The 23975-nt window shown below is 34.0% G+C and carries 18 protein-coding genes; 13 read left to right on the plus strand and 5 right to left on the minus strand.

The window, feature by feature from the left end:
* Positions 1 to 810 precede the first annotated feature (810 nt).
* Both C8P67_RS03915 and C8P67_RS03920 read right to left on the minus strand, forming a co-directional pair.
* Positions 811 to 2391, minus strand: coding sequence for an NADP-dependent glyceraldehyde-3-phosphate dehydrogenase (locus C8P67_RS03915; RefSeq protein WP_115810607.1), 1581 nt, complete (start codon positions 2389 to 2391; stop codon positions 811 to 813).
* A gap of 63 nt (positions 2392 to 2454) precedes the next feature.
* Positions 2455 to 2760: a rhodanese-like domain-containing protein gene (locus C8P67_RS03920; RefSeq protein WP_115810609.1), complete on the minus strand. Its 306-nt coding sequence runs from the start codon at positions 2758 to 2760 to the stop codon at positions 2455 to 2457.
* 206 nt (positions 2761 to 2966) lie between these two features.
* Here C8P67_RS03920 and C8P67_RS03925 point away from each other — a divergent pair, with 206 nt between their 5' ends.
* From C8P67_RS03925 to C8P67_RS22055, 7 genes are all read left to right on the plus strand, one after another.
* Positions 2967 to 3593 carry a Crp/Fnr family transcriptional regulator gene (locus tag C8P67_RS03925; protein WP_115810611.1) on the plus strand — a complete coding sequence of 209 codons (627 nt, stop codon included), beginning with the start codon at positions 2967 to 2969 and terminating at the stop codon, positions 3591 to 3593.
* Positions 3594 to 3729: 136 nt separating this feature from the next.
* Entirely contained in the window at positions 3730 to 4521 is a 792-nt protein-coding gene (locus tag C8P67_RS03930; RefSeq protein WP_115810613.1) for a sulfite exporter TauE/SafE family protein, read from the plus strand.
* Positions 4522 to 4649: 128 nt separating this feature from the next.
* Positions 4650 to 6059 (plus strand): MBL fold metallo-hydrolase, encoded by a 1410-nt coding sequence (locus C8P67_RS03935; protein WP_115810615.1) that lies wholly within the window; start codon positions 4650 to 4652, stop codon positions 6057 to 6059.
* A 300-nt stretch (positions 6060 to 6359) separates the two neighbouring features.
* Positions 6360 to 6938 carry a methyltransferase domain-containing protein gene (locus tag C8P67_RS03940; protein ID WP_115811047.1) on the plus strand — a complete coding sequence of 193 codons (579 nt, stop codon included), beginning with the start codon at positions 6360 to 6362 and terminating at the stop codon, positions 6936 to 6938.
* Positions 6939 to 6948: 10 nt separating this feature from the next.
* Positions 6949 to 7152: a hypothetical protein gene (locus tag C8P67_RS03945; protein ID WP_115811049.1), complete on the plus strand. Its 204-nt coding sequence runs from the start codon at positions 6949 to 6951 to the stop codon at positions 7150 to 7152.
* On the plus strand, positions 7149 to 7445 hold the full coding sequence (gene trxA / locus C8P67_RS03950) for a thioredoxin (RefSeq protein WP_115810617.1): 297 nt from the start codon (positions 7149 to 7151) through the stop codon (positions 7443 to 7445). Before C8P67_RS03945 ends, trxA begins: the two co-directional genes overlap by 4 nt.
* 65 nt (positions 7446 to 7510) lie before the next feature.
* Positions 7511 to 7687 (plus strand): hypothetical protein, encoded by a 177-nt coding sequence (locus C8P67_RS22055; RefSeq protein WP_170141406.1) that lies wholly within the window; start codon positions 7511 to 7513, stop codon positions 7685 to 7687.
* 113 nt (positions 7688 to 7800) lie between these two features.
* Here the strand turns inward: C8P67_RS22055 and C8P67_RS03955 are convergent, their stop codons facing one another.
* The 3 genes from C8P67_RS03955 to C8P67_RS03965 all read right to left on the minus strand — a co-directional run bounded on the left by C8P67_RS03955 (position 7801) and on the right by C8P67_RS03965 (position 13827).
* Positions 7801 to 10713 (minus strand): PAS domain-containing hybrid sensor histidine kinase/response regulator, encoded by a 2913-nt coding sequence (locus tag C8P67_RS03955; RefSeq protein ID WP_115810619.1) that lies wholly within the window; start codon positions 10711 to 10713, stop codon positions 7801 to 7803.
* A gap of 321 nt (positions 10714 to 11034) precedes the next feature.
* Complete coding sequence (locus C8P67_RS03960; RefSeq protein ID WP_115810621.1) at positions 11035 to 13050, minus strand: PAS domain-containing protein; 2016 nt, start codon at positions 13048 to 13050, stop codon at positions 11035 to 11037.
* A gap of 207 nt (positions 13051 to 13257) precedes the next feature.
* Entirely contained in the window at positions 13258 to 13827 is a 570-nt protein-coding gene (locus C8P67_RS03965) for a DUF4494 domain-containing protein (RefSeq protein ID WP_115810623.1), read from the minus strand.
* 256 nt (positions 13828 to 14083) lie between these two features.
* Between C8P67_RS03965 and C8P67_RS03970 the strand changes: the two genes are divergently transcribed.
* The 6 genes from C8P67_RS03970 (at position 14084) to C8P67_RS03995 (ending at position 23960) form a co-directional block, all read left to right on the plus strand.
* Positions 14084 to 14710 (plus strand): TetR/AcrR family transcriptional regulator, encoded by a 627-nt coding sequence (locus C8P67_RS03970; RefSeq protein ID WP_115810625.1) that lies wholly within the window; start codon positions 14084 to 14086, stop codon positions 14708 to 14710.
* On the plus strand, positions 14700 to 16025 hold the full coding sequence (locus C8P67_RS03975; protein ID WP_115810627.1) for a TolC family protein: 1326 nt from the start codon (positions 14700 to 14702) through the stop codon (positions 16023 to 16025). The genes C8P67_RS03970 and C8P67_RS03975 overlap by 11 nt, the downstream gene beginning before the upstream one ends.
* An 8-nt stretch (positions 16026 to 16033) precedes the next feature.
* Positions 16034 to 17113, plus strand: a complete 1080-nt coding sequence (locus tag C8P67_RS03980; RefSeq protein WP_115810629.1) for an HlyD family secretion protein — start codon at positions 16034 to 16036, stop codon at positions 17111 to 17113.
* A gap of 1 nt (position 17114) precedes the next feature.
* Positions 17115 to 18707 carry an MDR family MFS transporter gene (locus C8P67_RS03985; RefSeq protein WP_115810631.1) on the plus strand — a complete coding sequence of 531 codons (1593 nt, stop codon included), beginning with the start codon at positions 17115 to 17117 and terminating at the stop codon, positions 18705 to 18707.
* A gap of 749 nt (positions 18708 to 19456) precedes the next feature.
* Entirely contained in the window at positions 19457 to 21925 is a 2469-nt protein-coding gene (locus tag C8P67_RS03990; protein ID WP_115810633.1) for a TonB-dependent receptor domain-containing protein, read from the plus strand.
* Between the two features lie 529 nt (positions 21926 to 22454).
* Complete coding sequence (locus tag C8P67_RS03995) at positions 22455 to 23960, plus strand: serine hydrolase (RefSeq protein WP_115810635.1); 1506 nt, start codon at positions 22455 to 22457, stop codon at positions 23958 to 23960.
* The last annotated feature ends 15 nt before the right edge of the window (positions 23961 to 23975 follow it).

The following is a 23975-nucleotide window of genomic DNA, read 5'->3' on the forward strand; positions in this document are numbered from 1 at the left end:
CTTAATATATCTTTTTTTATCTGTTTAATGTTCAAGACAATACTGCTTTTGTAGCTTTTTCCAGCGAGTAAATAATAAAAAAATCAAATCTGATATTTCGTGCAAAATTACATTATCATCAAACGAAAAACAATATCACACCACCGAATTACATTATATTTAATTAAATTTAGTTTTAATTATTTATTTCTCACTATATTTAACATGAAGGATTTTGAAAATTTATCAATATCGACAGAAATCAATTTTGTTTTTTAATGGATTTTAATGAATGGTACGGTATTTTTTAAACTAACTGCCCAATCTAATGATATTAGAAGATAATCTGCTTTATTTTATCTATTGGAAATAATATAAAAACCAAAAACAGTGTAATATGCTTGTAATTTTCAACGCTTTTATAAAATTTTAAAAATTATAAGTGATAAAACGCCTTTATCAGATAACTGCACAATAAATACAAAATAATACTTATGAAGGCAATGGCTGCCAATATAGAGATGCTGTTAACAATGATATTGGGAATGAATTTTAGTTTGGGATGCACATAGTAAGGCTCACGATGTAAATACTCGTGAAAATTTTTGGCTGCTATTTTTACTTTCTTTTTAATACTAATAAATAATTTGAAGTAAAACTGACTAAAAATCTAACACCAGTAAAGATAGTCAATTTGACAGCTGCTTCACACATATATTATTAAAAAGCAACATGTTTAAAATTATATCAATCCCGTTTCCTCACTAGTACATAATAAAAAAACCGTCTCATTTTATTAAACAAGACGGTTTTAAAACTATTTGAAAACGATTACAAAATATAATCGGTATTGATGAAATTCGATTCTTTACTGTTTAATAATTCCTGCAGAATTTCATTATTATATGCATTGTCTTTTGAAGCAACGAAAGTTCTAATTGAGAACGAACGCAAAGCATCATGAATACTCAATGTTCCGAAAGCAGAATCTTTTCTTCCTGTGAAAGGGAAAACGTCTGGTCCTCGCTGACAAGAACTGTTCAGGTTAACACGACAAACCAAATTAACCAAAGTATCAATAAGCGGTGCGATAGTTTTGATGTTTTTACCAAACAAACTTACCTGCTGCCCGTAATTTGATTCAGCCATATCATTTAATGGCTCCTGAATATCTTTGAAAGTCAAAATTGGCACTACTGGTCCAAACTGCTCTTCATGATAAACACGCATCTCTTTATTAATTGGGAACAAAATAGCTGGGAATATAAAATTATCAGAATGCTCTCCACCTTTTGCATTAATAACTTTTGCACCTTTGCTGACAGCATCATCAATTAATTCCTGAATATATGCTGGTTTTTCGGTCTCAGGAAGCGGTGTTAAAGCAACTCCTTTTTCCCAAGGATTTCCAAATTTCAGTGCATCTACTTTCTCTGCAAAACGCTTGTTAAATTCAGCCGCTACATTTTCGTGAACATATATAATTTTCAGTGCAGTACATCTTTGTCCGTTAAAAGATAAAGTTCCTGCAATACATTCCTGAATTGCCAAATCCAAATCGGCATCTGGTAATATAATCGCTGGATTTTTGGCTTCTAATCCTAATACCAAACGAAGTCTGTTTTTATTAGGGTGCTGATCCTGCAAAGCGATAGCTGATTTACTGTTTCCAATCAAAGCCAAAATATCTACTTTTCCAGATTTCATTATCGGAGAAGCGATTTCTCTTCCCCTTCCGTAAACAATACTGATAACTCCTTTTGGAAAACTTGTTTTAAAAGCTTCTAATAAAGGTGAAATTAATAGAACACCGTGTTTTGCCGGCTTAAAAATTACAGGATTCCCCATAATCAAAGCAGGAATAAGCAGTGTAAATGTCTCATTCAGCGGGTAGTTGTAAGGTCCAAGACATAGAACAACTCCAATTGGTCCTCTTCGCACCATGGCATTAATTCCCTGCACTTTCGAAAAATAGGCCGAACGGCTGTTTAATTCTTTATAGCTTTCGATAGTATCCTGAATGTATTCTACCGTTCTGTCAAATTCTTTTTCAGAATCTCCTAATGTCTTACCAATTTCCCACATCAAAAGTTTAACTACTTCTGTACGGGTCTCTTTCATTTTGACTACAAACTTTTCCATGCACTTAATGCGGTCAACAACTTTCATAGTTGGCCACAATCCTTGTCCATTATTAAAAGCTGCTTCGGCAGAAGCTGCAACTTCCAGTGCTTCTGCTTCTCCCATAAATGGAATAGAACCTAATAAAGTCGGTTCATACTTCTCAGTTGAAGATATCGTTGAATATACAGGTGTAGTTTTTCCAGTCCATTTTTTTAATTCGCCGTTTACCAGATAAGTATCCTGATTAAGCAGCGACGTAATTTGAAATTCTTGAGGTATTGTATTCATTCTTGGTTATGTTGGTTAATTTCCATTAAATTTAAAAAGAGGTGCTGGCCTCTTGTTATGATGTTATACTACATCACCTTCCCATTCTATAATGCCACCGAGTAAATTATAGGCATTATCAATACCTAGCTCGTTCATTATTTCACATGCTTTTGCACTTCTCATTCCAGAACGGCAATACACATAATAATTTTTACTCTTATCTAATGCTGCAATAGCATCAACAAACTCCTGTCCTTTATGAATATCAATATTAATAGCACCTTCTATTATGCCTTGGTCGCATTCATCTTCGGTTCTTACATCTAAAAGAACTGCATTTTCATCGGCTTCCTTTTGAGAAACCCATTCTTCTTGTGTCAAATTCATAATATATATTTTTTTGTAAAAATACAAGATTTTCCTCAAACAATGGATGCCTTTTTTACGAATTATACAATAAATAAAAGAAAACGTTTTCGTAATAAAGAAACCACTCTGACATCATATCATAGACAATTTCAATTATAAATAAGCACCCATTTTTAGTATTTTTACATCCTTGTATTCAAGTTAATTTTTAAATAGACATCAAAATGCCAGAGCTGTTAAAAAAAATATTTCCTTCGTTCTCAAACGAATTAATTCAGGACATCAAAACGAATGAAATTATCAAAACGTTTAGTGCCGGAGAAGTGATTATGCGCACTGGACAATACATAAAAAATACTGTTCTTTTAGTTAAAGGAACAATCAAAGTCTATCGTGAAGACAGTGACGGAGGAGAATTTTTCATGTACTACCTACAGCCTGGGCAAGCCTGCGCGTTATCGATGGTTTGTGCGGTCAAAAATGAAAAAAGCAAAATCATGGCAAAAGCCGTTGAAGATGCCGAAATCATCATGCTTCCATTATCAATGATGGACAAATGGATGATGCAGCACCGCAGCTGGTACGAATTTGTAGTAGGTTCTTATCGCAATCGACTAGAAGAAGTGTTAGAAGTAGTTGACAGCATCGCTTTTAGAGCAATGGACGAACGCTTGGAATTCTATTTAAAACGTCAGGTAGAAGCCTGCGGATGCAAAGAACTGAAACTTTCTCATCAGGAAATTGGCTCTGATTTAAATACATCAAGAGAAGTTATTTCGAGACTGCTAAAAAAAATGGAACAGCGAGGTTTGGTAATTTTACACCGCAACCAGATTGAGATACTGATGTAAAATTTTCAAATTTCAAAAAAAGTCTAAAGTCTAAAAATCTATATTCTAAATAAATCCCACAACTTTTCCAAAAGTGACAAAAGTTACCAAACAACTGTAATAGTCTTTGCATCTTTGCTGGAAACAAAAACAAGGCATGGAATATTTCGGTTATTTGGCAGCAGTCATAATAGGTCTATCACTAGGATTAATCGGTGGTGGCGGTTCTATTTTGACCATTCCGATATTGGTCTATTTGTTTAAGATTGACCCAAAACTGGCAACAAGTTATTCGTTGTTCATTGTGGGAATTACAGCTTTATCCGGATGCTTCAGCCATTACCAAATTGGAAATCTCAAAATCAAATCAGCATTGTATTTTGCAGTTCCTTCAGTATTTTCAATATTGGTTATTCGGGAAGTAATCATTTTAAAGATTCCAAATATCCTTTTTACAATAAATGATTTTCCAGTTACCAAAAGCTTTCTAATCATGATCATTTTTGCAGTTCTGATGATTGCTGCATCTTTTTCTATGATTTCCAAAACCATAACGCAGACACAAGTTCTCCATACTAATTATTGGCAGCTGTCCGCAATTGGGGCAGTTGTCGGAATCATAACTGGTTTTCTAGGTGCTGGCGGTGGTTTTTTAATCATTCCTGCACTTTTGTTTTTCGCTAATTTACCCATGAAACAGGCAGTTGGCACTTCGTTATTAATCATTTTTATAAACTCAGCTATTGGCTTTTTGGGTGATTTATACATTCATACACCTATCAATTATACTTTTTTGGCAAGCATTTCAAGTATGGCTTTCATAGGAATGCTTATCGGAACACGATTATCAAAAAAAATAGACGGTTACAGACTCAAGCCAATTTTTGGCTGGTTTATTCTGATAATGGGAATTTACATCATTGTCAAGGAGCTTTTTTTAAGAAGCTAAGAAACTGAGTTTTTTAAGTTTCTGAGATTTTAACTTAGAAACTTTTAAAACTTAAACTTAGCATCTCAGAGTCTTAAAATCTTAGTAACTCAAACAGAAACTTAGTAACTTTATACAAAATAAAAATCATGCAGATAGAACAAATATATACAGGATGTTTGGCACAGGGAGCTTATTATATCACTTCCAATGGCGAAGCGGCGATAATTGACCCGTTAAGAGAAACACAGCCTTATTTGGACAGAATTGAACGTGACGGTGTGAAACTGAAATACATTTTTGAAACCCATTTTCATGCCGATTTTGTTTCGGGTCATCTTGATTTAAGCAAAGAAACCGGCGCTTCTATAGTCTATGGACCAACTGCAAAACCCGAATTTGAAGCCATTATTGCAACTGATAATCAACTATTCGAAATAGGGAATATCAAAATAAAAGTCCTGCATACTCCCGGCCATACATTGGAAAGTTCTACTTATTTACTAATTGACGAAAACGGAAAAAATCATGCCATTTTCTCTGGTGATACTTTGTTTATTGGCGATGTTGGAAGACCGGATCTTGCTCAAAAAGCCGCTTCAATGACTCAGGAACAGTTAGCTGGACTGCTGTTTCATTCGTTAAGAGACAAAATCATGACCTTGACTGATGACGTTATTGTATATCCAGCACACGGTGCAGGTAGTGCATGCGGCAAAAACATGAGCAAAGAAACGATTTCGACCATTGGAAACCAAAAATCCAACAATTATGCATTGCGAGCTAACATGTCCGAAGCCGAATTCATAACCGAAGTAACCGACGGACTCTTGCCTCCCCCAGCCTATTTTGGCATGAATGTAGCGATGAACAAAAAAGGATATGACAGTTTTCAGGAAGTTTTAAAACATGGAATGAACGCTTTATCAGTCACTGAATTTGAATCGGCAGCAGATGAAACTGGTGCATTATTATTAGACACACGAAAAAACAGCGATTTCGCTAAAGGCTTTATTCCGCAGTCCATAAACATTGGTATTGACGGTGATTTTGCTCCGTGGGTAGGCGCTTTGATTGCCAATGTAAAACAGCCAATTCTATTAATAACCGAACTGGGACGAGAAGAAGAAACCGTAACTCGATTGAGCCGTGTAGGTTTTGACAATTTAATTGGTCATTTGAAAGGCGGTTTCGAAAGTTGGAAAAATTCAGAAAAAGACATTGACACAATAAACAGAATCACTGCCGAAGAATTTCAAAAACAAGTAAAAATTGGCGAAAGCAAAATAATCGATATCCGTAAAGAATCCGAATATGCAGCCGAGCATGTATCCGAGGCTTATTGCAAACCATTAGCCAGCATCAACGACTGGATAAAAGACATCAATCCAGACGAGCACTTTTTCATGCATTGTGCGGGAGGATACCGCAGCATGATCGCGTCCTCTATTCTGCAGGCCCGTGGCTTCCGAAATTTCAGCGAGATTGAAGGCGGATTCAATGCCATCGCCAAAACTGATATTCCAAGAACCGATTTTGTGTGCCAAAGCAAACTATAATAGCAAAATTCAATTTCAATGGCAATGGCAATACAAAAATTAAAAAAGTAATTAGGGCGTGACCCCATTAAGTTAAAAAATTTTAGATTAAGGATTAACGATTTTTGACCCAAGCGATAGCGAATTGGCGTAGCATTTTAGATTTGTTGTTAAGAATTGTTCAATCGTCGATTTTACGCGATTTCTTATATCTGAAATCAAAAATCGTTAATCAAAAATCAGCAATCATTTTATCATTTAATCCTTAACTTAATGACATTGGCTTCTATCCCTCACGCATCCGTAAAACAGTATCACAAAATGGAAAACAATAAAGATTTTTGGAACAGTCAATATCTAGCCAACACATTAGGCTGGGATCTCGGAACAATTTCTCCACCTCTAAAAAGCTACATTGATACTTTACAAGATAAAAACATTCGAATCTTAATTCCTGGTTGTGGCAATTCCCACGAAGCCGAATATCTATTGGAACAAGGATTTACAAATATTACCATTATCGATATTGCTCCATCATTAGTAGAAAAATTAAAAACCAAGTTCAAAAATAATCTTAACATCACTATTGTATTAGGCGATTTTTTTGAGCATCAGGGTGAATATGATTTAATACTGGAACAAACTTTTTTTTGCGCTCTGCCTCCTGCTATGCGTGAAAATTACGTTTCAAAAATGCATCAGCTTTTAATTAATGAAGGAATAATTGCCGGCCTATTATTTAACCGTACATTTGAAAGCGGTCCCCCTTTTGGCGGAAGCCAAGAAGAATATGAAATACTTTTTAAGGATTCATTCCATTTTTTAAAAATAAAAGTATGTCAAAATTCTGCCTCACCAAGGGCTGGAACTGAATTGTGGATTGAATTTCAAAAAAAATAAACCCAAAAGAATGAAAGATTTACTGTTAAGCAACTGGCATGCCATGCGGATTTTCCGCCTGGCTTTTGCCGTATTTCTATTCGTGCAGGCATACAATACGCACGAATGGTTTTTTATTATCTTTGGATTGTTTTTCTTTTTTCAAGCTCTATTTAATTCGGGCTGCGGACCAAATGGCTGTGCCGTTCCCAAAAATAAATACAATAAAAAATGAGTACTTTCAACGACATAATTCAATCGGAAAAACCAGTATTGGTCGATTTTTTTGCTACATGGTGCGGACCTTGCCAGACATTAGCTCCAATTTTAAAAGAAGTAAAAAACAATTTGGGTGATCGAGTTTCGATCATCAAAATTGATGTTGACAAAAACCAGCAGATTGCTGCACAATATCAAGTACGCGGCGTTCCTACGATGATTCTTTTTCAAAACGGAAAACAGTTATGGAGACAGTCTGGAGTATTAAGTACTGCCGATTTAGTTAAAATTATTGTAGAGAAAAGTTAATTAATAATGCTTATTCAAAAAAAATAATAATTTTGAATCACTTTAAAATCAAAAATCAATAAAAAATGAAAAACCTAATCACCATTGTAGCAGTAGCTCTTTTTTCAGCAGGCATGAATGTTAGTGCTCAAGAAACTAAACCTAAAGAAACGACAAAGAAAGAGTGCACTGCCAAAGAAAAAAAAGCATGCGACAAATCTAAAAAGTCTTGTTGTACTGCAAAATCGACAAAGAAACTGTAATGCAATTAATTTATAATGCCCCTAGAAGAGTGTTGAAATAATTCGACACTCTTTTTTTTTGTGATTTTTCACAGTAAAATCATATGCTCTGTATCATGATGATACCCCAAAAACTATTCTATCGGTAACCATTTATGAATGATAACATCCAGATCATCTTCGATTATTGGCTTCGAAACATAATCATTCATACCAAACTCTAGACATTTATCTTTTTCACCAACCATAATTCCTGCAGTCAAGGCAATAATTGGTACTTTATCACCATTTTTAAGAGCCCGGATTTCGCGGGTTGCATCATATCCGTTTTTTATTGGCATTTGAATATCCATTAAAATCAAATCGGGATTATTGATCTCAAATTGCTCAACCCCTTCCTGACCATCCCGTCCTTCCAGAATAACAGCATTTGGCATAATTCTTTTTACTAACGTTTTTGCTAAAAACATATTAATTTTATTGTCTTCTACGATCAATATTCGGAGTATATCTAATTTCTTAGCTTTTCTGACTTTTTGCATTTCATTGACTGCTGTCAATTCTACAAAACTGTCATTTATGGGCTGTGCTTTTTTAAATTTTATATAAAAGAAAAAATCACTTCCGTCACCGTATTTACTTTTTAGCTGCAAACTGCTTTTCATTAGTCCCAGCAGTAAATTAGAAATTGCCAGACCTAAACCGGTCCCGCCAAATTTTCTCGATGTAGCACTATCTTCCTGAACAAACGAATTGAAAATCTTTTTTTGATTATACTGCTTAATTCCAATGCCGGTATCTTTTATCGAAAATTTTATTAACGTGTTCTTTTTTCCAGATTTAATTGCCGCAACATCCAATATTATATGACCAAAAGAAGTGAATTTTAAAGCATTGCTGATTAAATTCACTAATATCTGTTTGAGTCTTATTGAATCTGCGTGAATGTACTGCGGAACACCAGGTTCTATCACTAGAGTTAAGGTAATATTTTTTAAATTAGCCTGATGCTTAAACAATTCTATTACTTGATGAAGCAGCCTAAAAAAGTCAACATCTTCTAAATGGAGTTCTAATTTCCCTGATTCAATTTTTGAAAAATCCAAAATATCATTAATAATTTCCATCAATGAATTGGCAGAAACATTCACTGTCGACATATACTCCAATTGATTTGTCCCGAGTTCAGTTTTCATCAATAAATCAGTAAAACCCACAATTCCATTTAATGGTGTTCGGATTTCGTGACTCATATTAGACAAAAAATCTGATTTGGCTTTATTGGCTTCTTCTGCCTGAATTTTAGCTTTTTTAAGTTCTTTATTGGTCTGCTTTAATTTCTCGTTTATTTCTTCATTTTCATTGTACTTTATGTATAGATCTTTTTCACTGCTTTCTGCCTTTTCTTTAGCTCTGATTAATTCTAATTCTAATAATTTGTGCTCGGTAATATCCCGGATAGTTCCCAAAACAACCAAAGGTTTATTTTCTTCATCCCATTTTAAGTTCCCAATTCCATGTACCCAGCGTTCTTTTTTATCGTTAACTCTTATGATTTTATATTCCCTGTCAAATTGTTTTCTTTTACCAAGCACCTCTTCTTGGAAATAAACAGCTAAACTCTCCCTCCAGTCTGGATGTACTAATGAGGTCCAGCTTGCTTCATCCAGATCATAATCTGCATCAATACCTAAAATACTATCCAGTAAATCAGTACGTGTCCATTTTCCAGTGGACATATTGATACTGTAAGTTCCTATTTGAGCAATGTTTTGAGTTTCTTTCAAAAACAGTTCGCTTTCTTTGAGCTTTTCTTCTGCTTTTTCTCTTTCGGTCACATCTTTTACAAATAATAAAATTTGCTTTTCTGAAAGTTTAACAGCATCAATTGACCAGCGGTGAATGGTACCATTTTTATGTATAAATGGCAATGTATCATTTGAAGTTTCTTTTAAAGAAAGTGTTCTAAAAATAGATTCAATATTTTCTAAAAAATCCGATGGTGTTATATCAATTAAAGATTTTTTTAATAATTTGTTTTTTGAATATCCCGTTATTTTGGATGCGGCTGGATTCACTTCTAGAAAATATCCTTCTTTATTAACTACCAAAACTCCATCGGGTGCATTTTCTACGTAGTTTCTAAATTTAGCATTACTTCTCTGTTCACGCTCTTTATCTCTGATGATCTCAACTTCTTTTTCTTTTGCCTGAATTTCACTTTCTATTCGTTTTTTCTCTGTAATATCTTGTGCTATTCCTTGTATACGTATAACTTCCCCTGTATCGTTTAATATGGGAATTCCCGTTCCGTAAACCCATTTAAATCTTTTGTCTGGAAATAAAATTTTATGTGTTGCTTCATAAGCCTGTTTATCTTGTATGCATTTATTTATCCTGATCCTTATTAATTCTTTATCTGCCTGGGTGAAGTACTTCAAATAAATATCAAATAAATGAGCTGTAGGTTTATCCTCCATTTCAAAAATACGATACAACTCGTTAGACCAAATTAAATCTTTATTTATAACATTCAATTCCCAGCTTCCAATTTTTGCAATTTTTTGAGCATCATTAAGCAAGCCTTCATTCGCAGATAACTGTTCTTGAATCTTTCTAATTTCAGTAATATCCCTTCCTATTGAATAAATCAGATTATCGGATGGATTTATAATAGAAGTCCATTGCACAGTAATGGGCTCACCCTTTTTTGTAATAATTCGATTTTCATAAATTATGGTTGTTTTATCCCTTAGAAGCCCTAAAATCGCTTCCTCAGTTTTGGGAAAATCTTCTGGGTGAATATATCGGGCAAAGTCATTCAGAAGCAATTCCCGCTTGGAATAACCTAATTTTTTAATGAATACAAGATTAAAATCAGTGAGATTTCGATTTAAATCTGAAATACAAATAAAATCTGAGGTTTCCCGAGTGAAAAACTCAAAATTTGCGATTGAATTTATTTTCTTTTGCAACAGCAAAATTGTGCGTTCTTGCTTTTTTATTTTTTGTAACAATTCTTCAACAGATGGTAATTTTTCTTTCATATCTGCAAAATATATTAGTTATGTAATCATAAACAAAATCGCTTTTCTATTGGAATAAGAATTAATTAGAATTGGGCTGTATCTTTAAATAATACAATACCTCACTAATAAGCAAAAGCTAATTTGAGATAGCAGAAAAAATTTTGTAGAAGTTGGGAAACTAAAGATATAAAATTTATTTGAAAAAACATATTAACTAGAAAAACCAGTTAAAAACGTATCTTATTGAGGAGGATGAAAAAATGCAGTTTACAAAAGAATATAAATAGTGGATGCTTTATGAAGAATAGCATTTAGTACGATTTAAAGAAATTTTCTGGTTTATTTCTTTAACCATTTGTGCATTATATTTTCCAAATCGGTTTGTATGATCGGCTTGGTAATATAATCGGACATTCCGTGCTCGATACACTTCTCTTTCTCCCCGTTTAACACTCCTGCGGTCAAAGCAATTACTGGAATATGCGTGATGGCTTTGGATTTTCTAATAGCCGATGTAGCATCATAACCATTTTGAATAGGCATCTGAATGTCCATAAAAATAAGATCGGGAAGTTCAATTTCGGATAAAACAACCGCGTCATATCCATTTGCGGCTTCAATTATCGTACAATTTGCCACAAGCTTTTTCACTAGTGTTTTAGCCAAAAGCATATTTATTTTATTGTCTTCGGCAATTAATATTTTGTAATTCTCTTGTGAATTGAAAAAATTTGAAACTCTGCTTCCATCTAAATTCATTTCAAAATCTAAAATAGCTGCCTTTTGATTAATTTTATTAGAAGAAATAACAAAAAAGAATTCACTTCCTGTTCCATAAAAGCTATTTAGTTTTAGCTCGCTGTTTTTTAACGCTAAAAGCTGGCTGGAAATAGCTAATCCTAAACCAGTTCCTCCATATCTTCTGGTAGTAGTATTATCTGCTTGAATAAAAGATTGAAAAATTTTCTTTTGATTTTGAATCTTAATACCGATTCCCGTATCAATTACCGAAAATTTAATCTTAGATATTTCTGCATCAGCTTCAACTTGTGCTATATTTAATTTAATATGCCCAGAAAAAGTAAACTTCATTGCATTACTCAACAAATTAACCAATATCTGCTTCAAACGGAAAGAATCTCCTTTTATATATTGTGGTACATCTTGACCAATATGAAGCATTAAATCAATTTTTTTATGATTTGCTTCGTATTTAAATAAATTTATAATCTGATTTGACAATTCGTACAAATCAATTTCTTCAGAAATCAATTCCAGCTTCCCGGATTCTATTTTAGAAAAGTCGAGAATGTTGTTGATGATTTCCATTAATATATTGGCAGATTCATTAACGGTTGTAAGATACTCTAACTGATCTTTATCAAATTTGGTTTTCAGCAGCAAATCTGTAAAACCTACAATTCCATTAAGAGGTGTACGAATCTCATGACTCATATTTGCCAGAAAATCAGATTTTGCTTTATTTGAAGCTTCTGCTTTTTCTTTTGCTTTTATAGTCTCATCAATTTGTTTTTTTTGGGTAATATCCTGAACAACTCCTTTCAGAGCAATCACATTTTTATTATCATCAATCACGGGAACTCCAGTACAAAAAACCCATTTTACAGTTTGGTTAGGCAATACAATTTGATGCTCCATTTCATAAGGCACACTGTTTGCAATTGTCTTATTAATATTCATTCTTAATACTTCAGCATCTTTGGGCAAAAAACAAGCTAAGTAATTCCCGTAAAGCTCTGTATCATTTGGTATTTTTTTAAATTCGAAAATCTCGTACAATTCGTTGGACCAGTTTAATTCCTGAGTTATTAAACTAAAATCCCAACTTCCTATTTTTGCAATTTTTTGCGCTTCATTCAGAGATTTTTCACTGGATAATAGTTTCTCCTGTGTTTTTCTAATATCAGTAATGTCCCTAGCAATCGAATATACTAAGTTATTGGAATGATTTAAATTGGATTTCCATTGCAGAATAACGATTTCACCATTTTTTTTAACATATCTGTTTTCAAAATCAACTACTGGGGAATTTTTTGGTAACAATGTCAATACAGATGAAGTCTTTTCCAGATCATCAGGATGAATAAATTCAAAAAATGGTTTCGATAATAATTCTTCTTTTGAATATCCCAGCACATTAACAAAAGAGTCATTAACCATTTTAAAATAAGCATCATTACCTACAATGCATGCTAAATCAGGAGAATTTTTTATAAAATACTCAAAATTGATTTTATCCTCCTTTTCGTTATGTAACGCTTTTATCAGCAGTTCCTGCTCCTCAACTTTTTTAAGAAGCTCTTCATAGCTAAACTCTTGCATTGACTTTTCCATAACCCGACTTTAAAATATTGCAACTTGAATGTCTCTTTTTTTTTATAAATATAATATAGTCTGACAAATAAAAAAACACCAAAATGTTAAAAGAGAAAAAACCGCCAATTTTTTGCTGATAAAATACTCTTTTAATCATTTTGATGCTTTATTTGATAATCATAAGGTTAACTATTTTAAAAAGCCATCTGTTTTGCTTAAATAATTTTAAGCTTCTATTTTGTCCTCTTCGAGAGCAGTTTCGAATTCCATCGGATCTTCAAAATCAGATTCTTTTATTATTTCGGGTTTAGAGTTTTTGCGCGCATTAAACTTTTCTAAATCTTCCAATTCCCCATCTTCACCTGAAAAATATGGAAAAACATCCATAATAGGAGATTCTGAAATAGCAGGAATTGCATATTCGCCCATAGTAGTTTTCATTACATGAACGGTATTATCATATGCTTCCCTTACATCATTAGCTTGAATTAATAGATACATATTGGATTTTCTTTCTTTCCCGCTTTCTTCATCATAAGCCATTAAGGAAACTTTGGATTTAAACCAGCGATCCGTGTTTTCAAAAGGATGAATTTCTGCATAATTGGCCATTTTTATATTAGTGATTTTAAATTCCTCACTAATATAAGCCGACATTTCTTCGGTAATTCTGCTTTCTGCTTCTGTATATGACAACGCATCTACCAGATAAGGCTCTGTTGTAACCTTTTGTGTTCCTGTTGCTTCATCAGTTTTTCTGTATTTAATTTTGCATTCGTACCAAATTGTGCTCATATATCTGTTTTTAAGGATGCCAAAGATAGATTTTAAAGAAAAAATAAAATCTAATTCTCAAAATAGATATTCACAATTTATTTATTCATTGTAAATCAGAAAATTATACATCTATTAACACTTCCTAAAATTGGTTTAGGTAATTTTATACACCATATAAATTTGCTTTTAAATACGTTAAAATAATGTTAAAACAAAACTAAACAAGTGTTTAATTTAAACAAGTGTTTAATTTTGCACTATTAAATATAAAACAGTGGAAAACGATTTAAACGAAAAACAAATTCAGATTTTGCAGGTAGCAGAGACGCTCTTTGCCGAAAAGGGATTTGATGGCACTTCGATTCGGGATATTTCGAAAGAAGCAAAAATCAACGTGGCCATGGTTTCTTATTATTTTGGCAGTAAGGAAAAGCTACTGGAGTCTTTGGTATTATATAAAACTTCAGGGCTTAAGGAACTTCTAATCGATTTAATAGAAGAAGAACTGGAGCCAGTCCAAAAAATTTACAAATTAATTGACCTCTATGTCAATCGGCTTAACTGCAACAAAGGAATTTACCGAATTTTACATTTTGAATTAGCCTCTAAAAAACGAGTTTTAGAATTGGAATCTTTTTCAGATATAAAAAAGGCGAATCTAAAATCGCTGGAAATTATAATTAAAGAAGGTCAAGCCAAAGGAGTTTTTAGAAAAGATGTCACAATCGAACTTCTAACACCCACTATTCTAGGTACTTATTTTCATTTCCAGATGAACAAACCTTTTTTTGAAGTAATTTTAGGTCTAAATACAGAAGAAGAATACAATAATTATATACATACAACTCTAACAATGCACATTCAACAAACCATTAAAGCCCTCTTAACATATGAAAGTTAGTTATTTAATACTTTTTGGAGGTTTCTTCGTTGGAATTTCATCTATAACGGCCCAAGAAAAGACCAATTTAAAGCTGGAAGAGGCTATACAATTGGCTTGGACAAAAAGTAATGAAGTTACATTGGCGAACACCAAAGCAGACACCAAAAAACACGAATTACAATCGGCAAAGAACAATCAGTATCCTGATTTAACACTTTCAGGGCAATTTCTTGGTTTAAACGAACCAACAATCAGTTCAAGCCTTATTAATGGAGACTCAAGTGAAGAAATGCCTGTTCCGGGCCATATAGCAATAGGCCAAGCCAGTCTGAAAGTTCCAATATTTTCTGGATTTAAAATTCAAAATAGCATCAAACTTCAGGACAATCTATTCCAGGCCGAAAATGCAATGGCTTCTAAAACGAAAGAAGATGTGGCAATGAGAGTAATAAACTATTATGCCAATTTGTACAAATCCCAAAGAACCATTGAACTAATAAAAGAAAATCAAAAAAGTGCACAGCAGCGTGTAACTGATTTTATTGCTTTAGAAAAAAATGGAATTATACCTCGAAATGATTTATTAAAAGCTCAGCTTCAGGTTTCCAGACTTCAGCTGTCGCTTGATGAAGCTATCAATAACGAAACCATATTCAATTACTACCTTGTTACTCTATTAAAATTGCCAACAGGAACAAAATTAGTAGTTAACGAAAGTGACCTGATTAACTTCCCTAAGGATGAAATTCCTACGGACGAGAAACCAGCATTTGAAAATCGTAAAGATTTGGAAGCATTAAAATTTCAGGAAAAAGCTTCTTTAAACCATCTAAAAATGGCTCAATCCAACTATTATCCAACTATTGCTTTGACCGGAGGATATGCTGCATTAAATATACAGCACGTTTTGACGGTCCAAAACGCCATGTTTTTAGGCGTTGGCGTATCCTATGACCTAAGCGGTATTCTAAAAAACGGTACTGAGGTAAAAGTTGCAAAAAGTAAAACTCTTGAGGTACAAAATTCTGAAGAATTATTAAAAGATAATATTCGAGTACAGGTACAGCAAGCGATAACTAATTATGATCTGGCAGTAAAACAAAGTATTGTTTTAACCGAAGCTGTCGGACAGTCTACCGAAAATTATCGTATTGTAAAAGACAAAAACGAAAATGGCCTTGCTGACACCAATGATCTGCTGGATGCCGATGTAGAACAGCTTAGAGCAAAAATCAGCGAAACTATTTCCAAAGTTGATGTTATTCAAAAATATTACGAATTACTATCAACAACCGGACAGCTATCACAAACCTTCAACCTTTCTAAAATATAACCATCACCATGGAAAAGAAAAAAACAAACACCAAATTCATTATAATCCTAACGGTTTTAATCCTTGCAGGTGGAACGTATGGAATTTCAAAATACATTCATTCTCAAGGTCATGAGGAAACGGATGATGCGCAGATAGAAAAAAACATGAACCCAATAATCCCTAGGGTTTCGGGATATATCAGTAAAGTATATGTTAAGGATAATGACTTTGTAAAAAAAGGAGATACTTTATTTACAATAGATAAAAGAGACTATCAGTTAAAAATTGAAGAAGCAAATGCTGCTTATGTAGGAGCTGAAGGAAGTTTTGAATCTGCAAAGGAAGAAATTGGAAGCGCATTAGCAAATGTTGCGGTTTCGAATGCCAATATACAATCTGCTGGAGGAAATATTGAGACTGCCAAAATTAGATTGGGAAGAGCAAACAGTGATTATGTACGTTATGAAAATTTATACAAAACGCATTCGATCACCAAACAGCAATATGAGCAGGCTCTAGCTGCCAAGCAAGAAGCAGAAAGCCAAGTACGTATTTTGCAGCAGCAGCAAAAAGCAAGTTCTTATCAAAAATCAGCTATTGAAGCAAAATCAAGAGTTTCTGATAAACAAACACTTGTGGCTGCCGCTAATATTAAAAAAGCAAAAGCATTGTTAGAAGTAGCTCAGTTAAATTTGACTTACACTGTAGTAACCGCTGCAATTGACGGTCAGGTTTCTAAAATTGACATTCAGCCAGGACAATTGGTACAAGCAGGGCAGTCTTTATTTTATATCATCAATAACAATGAAGCTTGGGTTGTGGCTAATTTTAAAGAAACACAACTAAACAAAATGGTTGTTGGGCAGAAAGTAACGATAAAAGTTGATGCATATCCGGACTATGATTTTAAAGCTACCTTAACTTCATTTTCGCCTGCTACAGGTTCCCGTTTTTCTTTACTGCCGCCAGATAATGCTACAGGAAACTTTGTAAAAACGATTCAAAGATTACCAGTAAAAATCAGTTTAGATCCAACAAATGATCCTGAAAAAGTAAAATTATTGCGTCCAGGTATGAATGCTGATGTTGACGTACATTTAAAATAAAATGACAAAAAAAGTACAAGCACCAGACGACGACTTAGTAGAGTACGGCTACAGGCGTATTCTTATCACTATTACAGCGGTACTTTGTGCCTTGCTGGAAATCGTTGATACAACTATCGTAAACGTAGCGCTTACCGATATGCGTGGAAGCCTTGGGGCAACCTTAACCGATGTTGCTTGGGTAATTACAGCTTATGCTATTGCAAATGTTATTGTAATCCCAATGACCAGCTGGTTATCGCAGCAATTTGGAAGACGTAATTACTTTGTAGCTTCGATTATACTATTTACAGTGTGTTCATTCCTCTGCGGAAATGCGACAAACATTTGGGAATTAGTAGCCTTTCGATTCGTACAAGGTATGGGAGGAGGAGCCTTATTAGTAACAGCGCAGACAATCATCACCGAAAGTTACCCTATTGCAAAACGCGGAATGGCTCAGGCTATTTACGGAATGGGTGTAATTGTCGGGCCAACACTTGGTCCGCCTTTGGGAGGTTATTTGGTTGATAATTATTCTTGGCCTTACATTTTTTACATCAATATTCCGTTGGGAATTATCGCAACCGTTTTGGCAATTTCTTTCGTAAGAAGTCCAAAATATGGCGAAAAACTAAAAGCAAATCAGGTAGATTGGTGGGGAATTATATTATTAGCGGCTTTCATTGGTTCTTTACAGTTTGTTTTAGAACATGGACAGCAGGACGATTGGTTTAATGATCCGGTGATTTTAACCTTAAGCGTAGTAACCATTATGGGGTTAATACTCTTTATTTGGAGAGAGCTAACGTATAAACATCCTATTGTAAATTTAAGTGTTTTAAAAGACGGAAACCTGAGAATAGGAACCGTTATGTGTTTTATTCTTGGTTTCGGGTTATATGGTTCAACGCTAATTATTCCAATTTATACGCAGTCCATCTTAGGCTGGACAGCTACCGATGCGGGATTATTACTAATTCCAGGTTCGATAACCACAGCATTTATGATGCCTATCGTGGGTAATATGATTCAAAAAGGAGTACCGCAAACCTATATGGTAGCAGTAGGATTCTTAATCTTTTTCTTCTTTTGTTTTATGATGTACGGCAATATGACTCCCGATACTGGAGTAGAACATTTATACTGGCCATTGATTTTGAGAGGAATTGGATTGGGATTATTATTTGTACCAATAACCACCCTTTCATTGTCAACCCTGAAAGGAAAACACATTGGAGAAGGAGCCGCTTTTACAGGAATGATGCGTCAGCTGGGAGGTTCGTTTGGTATCGCCATCATTACCACATTTATCACCCGCTGGAGTCAGGAGCACCGAGTAAATTTACTCACGCATTTGGACCCAAGCAATTATCAGGTACAGCAGCGTATTCTTGGACTTCAGAGAAATTTTATGTCCAAAGGATTTTCCAGCAACGAAGCCTTAGACAAAGCCTATAAAGTGCTAGAATTTTCAGTAATGAAACAAAGTACGGTTTTATCATACATGGATATTTTCCTTTATTTAGGAATCATGTTCTTATTCTGCATTCCAATTATCCTTTTGGTCAAAAAAGGAAAAAACAAAATTGATCCTTCAGAGGCAATGCACTAATTCTAGATTTCAGATTTTAGACCGCAGATTTTAGATTTAAAAAACTCCGAATCTCACAAATTTATATGTGAAATTCGGAGTTTCTTTTTTTTGGAGCAGAAAGATTTGGCTTTTTAATCAGCATTGTTCCCGCTTTCCACTACAATCTCTTGTACTGAACCCCAGTACAAGAGGATTTTCGTTTTAATCGGGGCTAAAGAGAAACATTTTGCTTTTTACAAAATTTCCAAAACAATATTAATCAACAGATTAAAATCCATTTATACAATATTTCTCACTCTTATAGAACTAACGAACCAGAGCCATTAGGCTCGACTCATTTTATAGAGCTGTACTTTAGTTCAGTTTTAATGCAAAACACGAAAAAATAAGCCATGAATTTATTTTTTTATATTTTCAAAATAAACTCTACTAAATCTATGGTATTAGTGAAATTATTTTTATAAGTTTGCACAACAATAAAAGCATCATAGTCAAATGTCTTTTATAAAATATCACTTGGTTTTGGTTAGCTACTTGATTTTTTTTTTGGAGCCATTCATTCGAAGTGAATGGCTTTTTTATTCTTTAAAACGACATGAGATATAATAAAAACAGAAATATCGCAATGCATTGCTGTAACATGAAAATTCCTCTTGTTACTTAATCTTATTTGCTCAAAAAAAGCTCTTTTGTAACAACTCAAAAGAGCTTTTTTTTTATAAAATCCCCCATGTATTACAAACAGTTTTTAGCAAAACCTATTCAAAATGACACTTACAAAGCAATCACTTTTAACCTTTATTCTTTTATTTATATTTACTATTTCACAAGCTCAGAATGCAACAATAAAAGGAGTTGTTACCGATAAGCAAAACAATTCATCCATAGAATTTGCAAGTGTAGCTCTACTAAAACAAATTGATTCTACAATTGTAACCGGCGTATTGACAAAGAATAAAGGGACATTTGCAATTCCGAAAATAGACTTAGGCAACTTTATACTCAAAGTAGTTTCTGTTGGTTACCAAACATCGTATTCTAATTTCACTGTATCAGACAAAAGCCAACACATCACCTTGGATATATTTTTAAATGAATCATCCAAATTATTGGGAGAAGTAGTTGTAAAAGGACAAGGAAGCAAAATTACAAACAAATTAGACAAGCAAACCTATAAGGCAAACCAATTCGAATCGGCAAAAGGAGGAAGTGCAACAGATGTTTTAAAAAATCTTCCCTCCGTTTCGGTCAACAGTGCAGGTGAAATAAGTGTCCGAGGTTCGACAGGTTTTTTGGTACTCATTAATGGCAAGCCTGTTTTAACAGACGCGCAGACGATATTGAGTCAATTACCTGCCAATACTATTGAAAATATTGAATTAATCACTGCTCCCTCAGCAAAATATGACGCTGACGGGAAAGGCGGAATTATAAACATCACTACAAAAAAAGGAACGACCGATGGTTTTGCTTTGCAAACAAATATTCTAGCAGGTTTGCCATCCACTACAGATTATGACAACCTTGAAAACCCATTACGCTTTGGAGGAGATGCAACCCTTAATTACAAAAAAGACAAATGGGATATTATCCTTAGCGGAAACTATACCAGAAACGATGCCAACGGCAGAAGAGAAGGATATGTTTATACCAAGGATTTCGATAACAACACCATTACTTATTTTCCTTCGGAAGGTGAACGAAGTTTTGACAGATATAATTACGGAGTACGAACAAACATAAACTATTCGGCTACTAAAAACGACATATTTGAAATCGGTTTTTTTGCAAGCAAAAAATACCAACAGCGAAGAGCCGATATTGTTTATGATAATTCAACAGTTGATATCACAACTGGGGATATTTTGAGTCAGTTCACTTATTTTAATTCAAATCTGCAAAATAAAGAAGGTGAGTTTTTATTAGGCAATTTTAATTACAGTCATACCTTTCAAAATAATTCAAAACTTGGCGCAACGGCTATATTTGAAAATGCCGATTTATATGGTAATACCGTCAATAAAAATTTAGATTATCCCAATAAGAAAACCCTTTTTCAATTGGTAACAAACCCCTACACAAACCCAATTAACGGCTATCGATTAAAATTGGATTACAGTGCCACTATTGGGGAAGGAAAATTAGAAACCGGTTATCAATACCGATGGGACAAACAAGACGGAACATTCGATTATAATGTAACACCGCCAACAAACCAACCTGATATTGCTAAATTTAGTGGGACTGCAAAATCAATAAATATCATTAATAGTGCTTATACCCAATATTCCAGCAAGTTTTCAGAACTTCAATATACCGCGGGATTAAGGTATGAATACGCCACAAGAGAAGTCGATTTATCATCAGATCCTAATACTCACTATCTAAATCTGAGCAACTTTTTTCCATCTGCCAACTTACTTTACACAATCAATAAGGAATGGAATATTAAATCTGGTTATAGCAAAAGAGTACAGCGAAATAACAACTTTGAGCTAAACCCAATTCCCGAAAGAGAACACTCGGAAACCTTAGAACAGGGCGACCCTGATTTATTGCCTCAGTTTATAGATCTTGTTGAGTTAGGAGTCAATCACAATTTCAAGAAAGGCTCCTTTTTTGCAACGCTGTATTATCAAAATATTAAGAATCCTATACAAAGAGTCAATAGTGTGTATGCCGATACTATCTTGAACAGGGTTTTCACCAATGCAGAAAAAGCAAGGCTCATTGGCTTGGAATTTGGTACTACCCAAAACCCAGCAAAATGGGTCACTGCTTATCTGGGAGCGAATGTGTACAACTATAAAATTAGCGGTCATTTGGATGTGTTGGGAGCAACCTCAGATGTAAATAATGCCGACTGGGTGTATTCAATCAATATGAATACAACGTTCAACTTAGGAAACAACTGGAGTATGCAGGCCAACGTTAATTATTTATCAAATCGACCTACCGCACAAGGCGAAGATTCAAGTTTTCTTTCACCCAATACGTCTGTGAAGAAAACATTTGGGAACGGCAAATATGCTGTGGGACTGCAATGGCAAAACATGAATCTTGGTTTTATGGATGCCAATCAACAACGAATTACGACTTGGGGAAACGATTTTTATACCACAACAAACTATATTTATGAAACAGATGTTTTCTTGTTGAATTTTAGTGTAAACCTCAACAAACTGAGTAGTAAAACAAAACTACCTGCCAGCGAACTGGGAGAAAAGGAATTTTAGCGAAAATGATAAAATCAAATTAGAAAGAACACGGATTGCAAATAGCCACAATCAGAATTCTGAAATTCAAAATTGTTAATCATTTTTAAGAGTAGAAAGTTTAGGTGTTTTTTAGGAAAAATCCTTCCGATTTCCGCTACAATCTTATTGCCCGAAAGAGGCAATAACTTGTTCGAAGATAACAGCAGACATTCAAAAGCCCGCTTCAAGCAATCCAAAAACTGCATCAGGGAGACGGATGACTCTATCAGGGAGACGGATGACTCTATCAGGGAGACGGATGACCCTATCAGGGAGACGGATGACCCTATCAGGGAGATGGAAGCTCGCATCAGGACGACGGAAGACTAAATCAGAGACACGGAAGCTCGTATCAGGGCATTTTTTTTTCTGCCAATACCCTATTTTACTGGGCGGAGTATAAAAAAGAGGCATAATGAATAAATTACTACTTTGTAGGTATACAATTATTATTTTCTATATTTGAAGGAAGTATCAAAAAAGCATTTATCTAATTAAGCTACCCAATATGAAAAAATTAAATCTAATTATCCTGCTGCTTTTAACTTTTAACAGCTTTTCGCAAGATGTAAATGATAAAATAAAACAGTTTGAAAGCAACTTAAACCATTGGGATAAATCAAAAAGTAAAAAATGGTCCTTAAAAGAAAGAATGGCTTATTATGAAGTTAATGCCGTGAGCATAGCAGTAATTAAGGATTACAAAGTAGAATGGGCAAAAGCCTATGGCTATGCAGACCTTTCCGAAAAGCGATTAGCAACAGTACAGACACTTTTTCAGGCAGCTTCGATCAGTAAGTCTCTCAATAGTCTGGGCATTTTAAAACTGGCTGAAGAAGGCAGACTGGGGTTAGATAATGATATAAACAATTATTTAAAAGATTGGAAATTCCCATACGATTCCATTTCGAAAGGAAAAAAAATTACCATTGCAAATTTATTAAATCATACTGCAGGTTTATCTGTTCATGGTTTTGGCGGTTACCAAAAAGGGAAAGATCTGCCAACAACTATACAAATTCTCAATGGAGTAAAACCTTCCAATTCAAATGCTGTTCGGTCTGTATTTGAACCTCGCTTAAAATTTCAATACTCGGGTGGCGGAACTACAATTACCCAATTAATCCTCGAAAACACAACAGGAGAAAAATACGAAGAGTACATGCTGAAAAATGTTTTGACTCCATTGGAAATGAACAGCAGTTCTTATAATCAGCCTCCCGTCAAAGGGAAAGAAAATTTGCTTGCAACAGCTTATAACCTTGACAAAGAAGTAAAAGGAAAGTATCATATTTATCCTGAAAAAGCAGCCGCAGGTTTATGGACAAACCCTACAGATTTAGCAAAATATATTATTGACACACAACTGTCGTTATTGGGTAAATCAAATAAAATATTATCCAAAGAAATGACTGCAAAAAGACTAGATAATAATTTCGGGGTATTCGAAAATGATTTTAAAGGCACAAAATACTTTGGTCATAGCGGTGGAAATGAAGGTTTTGTATGCTATTACGTAGGAAGTCTGGAAGATGGAAACGGAATAGCCGTAATGACAAATGGGCGAATGTTTCCCATAATTAATGAAATAGTTTCCAGCATTGCCAGCTTAAACAATTGGAAAAATTACCCAGTGGAACCTCAAAAAGAATCAATTGCCTTAACCATAAGAAAAGAAAGCCAAAAGAATATTGATAAAGGAATTGAACTGTATAAAAACCTCAAAAAGAATAACACCGCTGAATATAATTTTTCTGACGAAAGTGAACTAAATCAGCTTGGTTATGAATTTTTACAAAATGCAAAAATTGAATCAGCAATTAAAATTTTTGATCTGAATGTAAATGAATTTCCAAATTCAGCAAATGTATATGACAGCCGTGGTGAAGCTTATTTTAATAATAAAGAATACTTGCTGGCAAAAAACGATTATTCAAAAGTATTGACATTAGAGCCAACAAATCAAAACGCAAAAGAAATGCTTTTGAAAATTGAAGGTTTATTGAAGAAATAAAGCTAAATGACTTGT

This window comes from Flavobacterium aquicola (assembly GCF_003385115.1).
GTDB classification, from domain to species: domain Bacteria; phylum Bacteroidota; class Bacteroidia; order Flavobacteriales; family Flavobacteriaceae; genus Flavobacterium; species Flavobacterium aquicola.

Bases quoted from the DNA above. Each gene is read 5' to 3' on its own strand.
- C8P67_RS03925 (WP_115810611.1), top strand. From the start codon at position 2,967: ATGCCAGAGCTGTTAAAAAAAATATTTCCTTCGTTCTCAAACGAATTA.
- C8P67_RS03945 (WP_115811049.1), top strand. From the start codon at position 6,949: ATGAAAGATTTACTGTTAAGCAACTGGCATGCCATGCGGATTTTCCGC.
- C8P67_RS22055 (WP_170141406.1), top strand. From the start codon at position 7,511: ATGAAAAACCTAATCACCATTGTAGCAGTAGCTCTTTTTTCAGCAGGC.
- C8P67_RS03965 (WP_115810623.1), bottom strand. From the start codon at position 13,827: ATGAGCACAATTTGGTACGAATGCAAAATTAAATACAGAAAAACTGAT.
- C8P67_RS03915 (WP_115810607.1), bottom strand. From the start codon at position 2,391: ATGAATACAATACCTCAAGAATTTCAAATTACGTCGCTGCTTAATCAG.
- C8P67_RS03920 (WP_115810609.1), bottom strand. From the start codon at position 2,760: ATGAATTTGACACAAGAAGAATGGGTTTCTCAAAAGGAAGCCGATGAA.
- C8P67_RS03935 (WP_115810615.1), top strand. From the start codon at position 4,650: ATGCAGATAGAACAAATATATACAGGATGTTTGGCACAGGGAGCTTAT.
- C8P67_RS03960 (WP_115810621.1), bottom strand. From the start codon at position 13,050: ATGGAAAAGTCAATGCAAGAGTTTAGCTATGAAGAGCTTCTTAAAAAA.
- C8P67_RS03980 (WP_115810629.1), top strand. From the start codon at position 16,034: ATGGAAAAGAAAAAAACAAACACCAAATTCATTATAATCCTAACGGTT.
- C8P67_RS03995 (WP_115810635.1), top strand. From the start codon at position 22,455: ATGAAAAAATTAAATCTAATTATCCTGCTGCTTTTAACTTTTAACAGC.
- C8P67_RS03990 (WP_115810633.1), top strand. From the start codon at position 19,457: ATGACACTTACAAAGCAATCACTTTTAACCTTTATTCTTTTATTTATA.
- C8P67_RS03985 (WP_115810631.1), top strand. From the start codon at position 17,115: ATGACAAAAAAAGTACAAGCACCAGACGACGACTTAGTAGAGTACGGC.
- trxA (WP_115810617.1), top strand. From the start codon at position 7,149: ATGAGTACTTTCAACGACATAATTCAATCGGAAAAACCAGTATTGGTC.
- C8P67_RS03930 (WP_115810613.1), top strand. From the start codon at position 3,730: ATGGAATATTTCGGTTATTTGGCAGCAGTCATAATAGGTCTATCACTA.
- C8P67_RS03955 (WP_115810619.1), bottom strand. From the start codon at position 10,713: ATGAAAGAAAAATTACCATCTGTTGAAGAATTGTTACAAAAAATAAAA.
- C8P67_RS03940 (WP_115811047.1), top strand. From the start codon at position 6,360: ATGGAAAACAATAAAGATTTTTGGAACAGTCAATATCTAGCCAACACA.
- C8P67_RS03975 (WP_115810627.1), top strand. From the start codon at position 14,700: ATGAAAGTTAGTTATTTAATACTTTTTGGAGGTTTCTTCGTTGGAATT.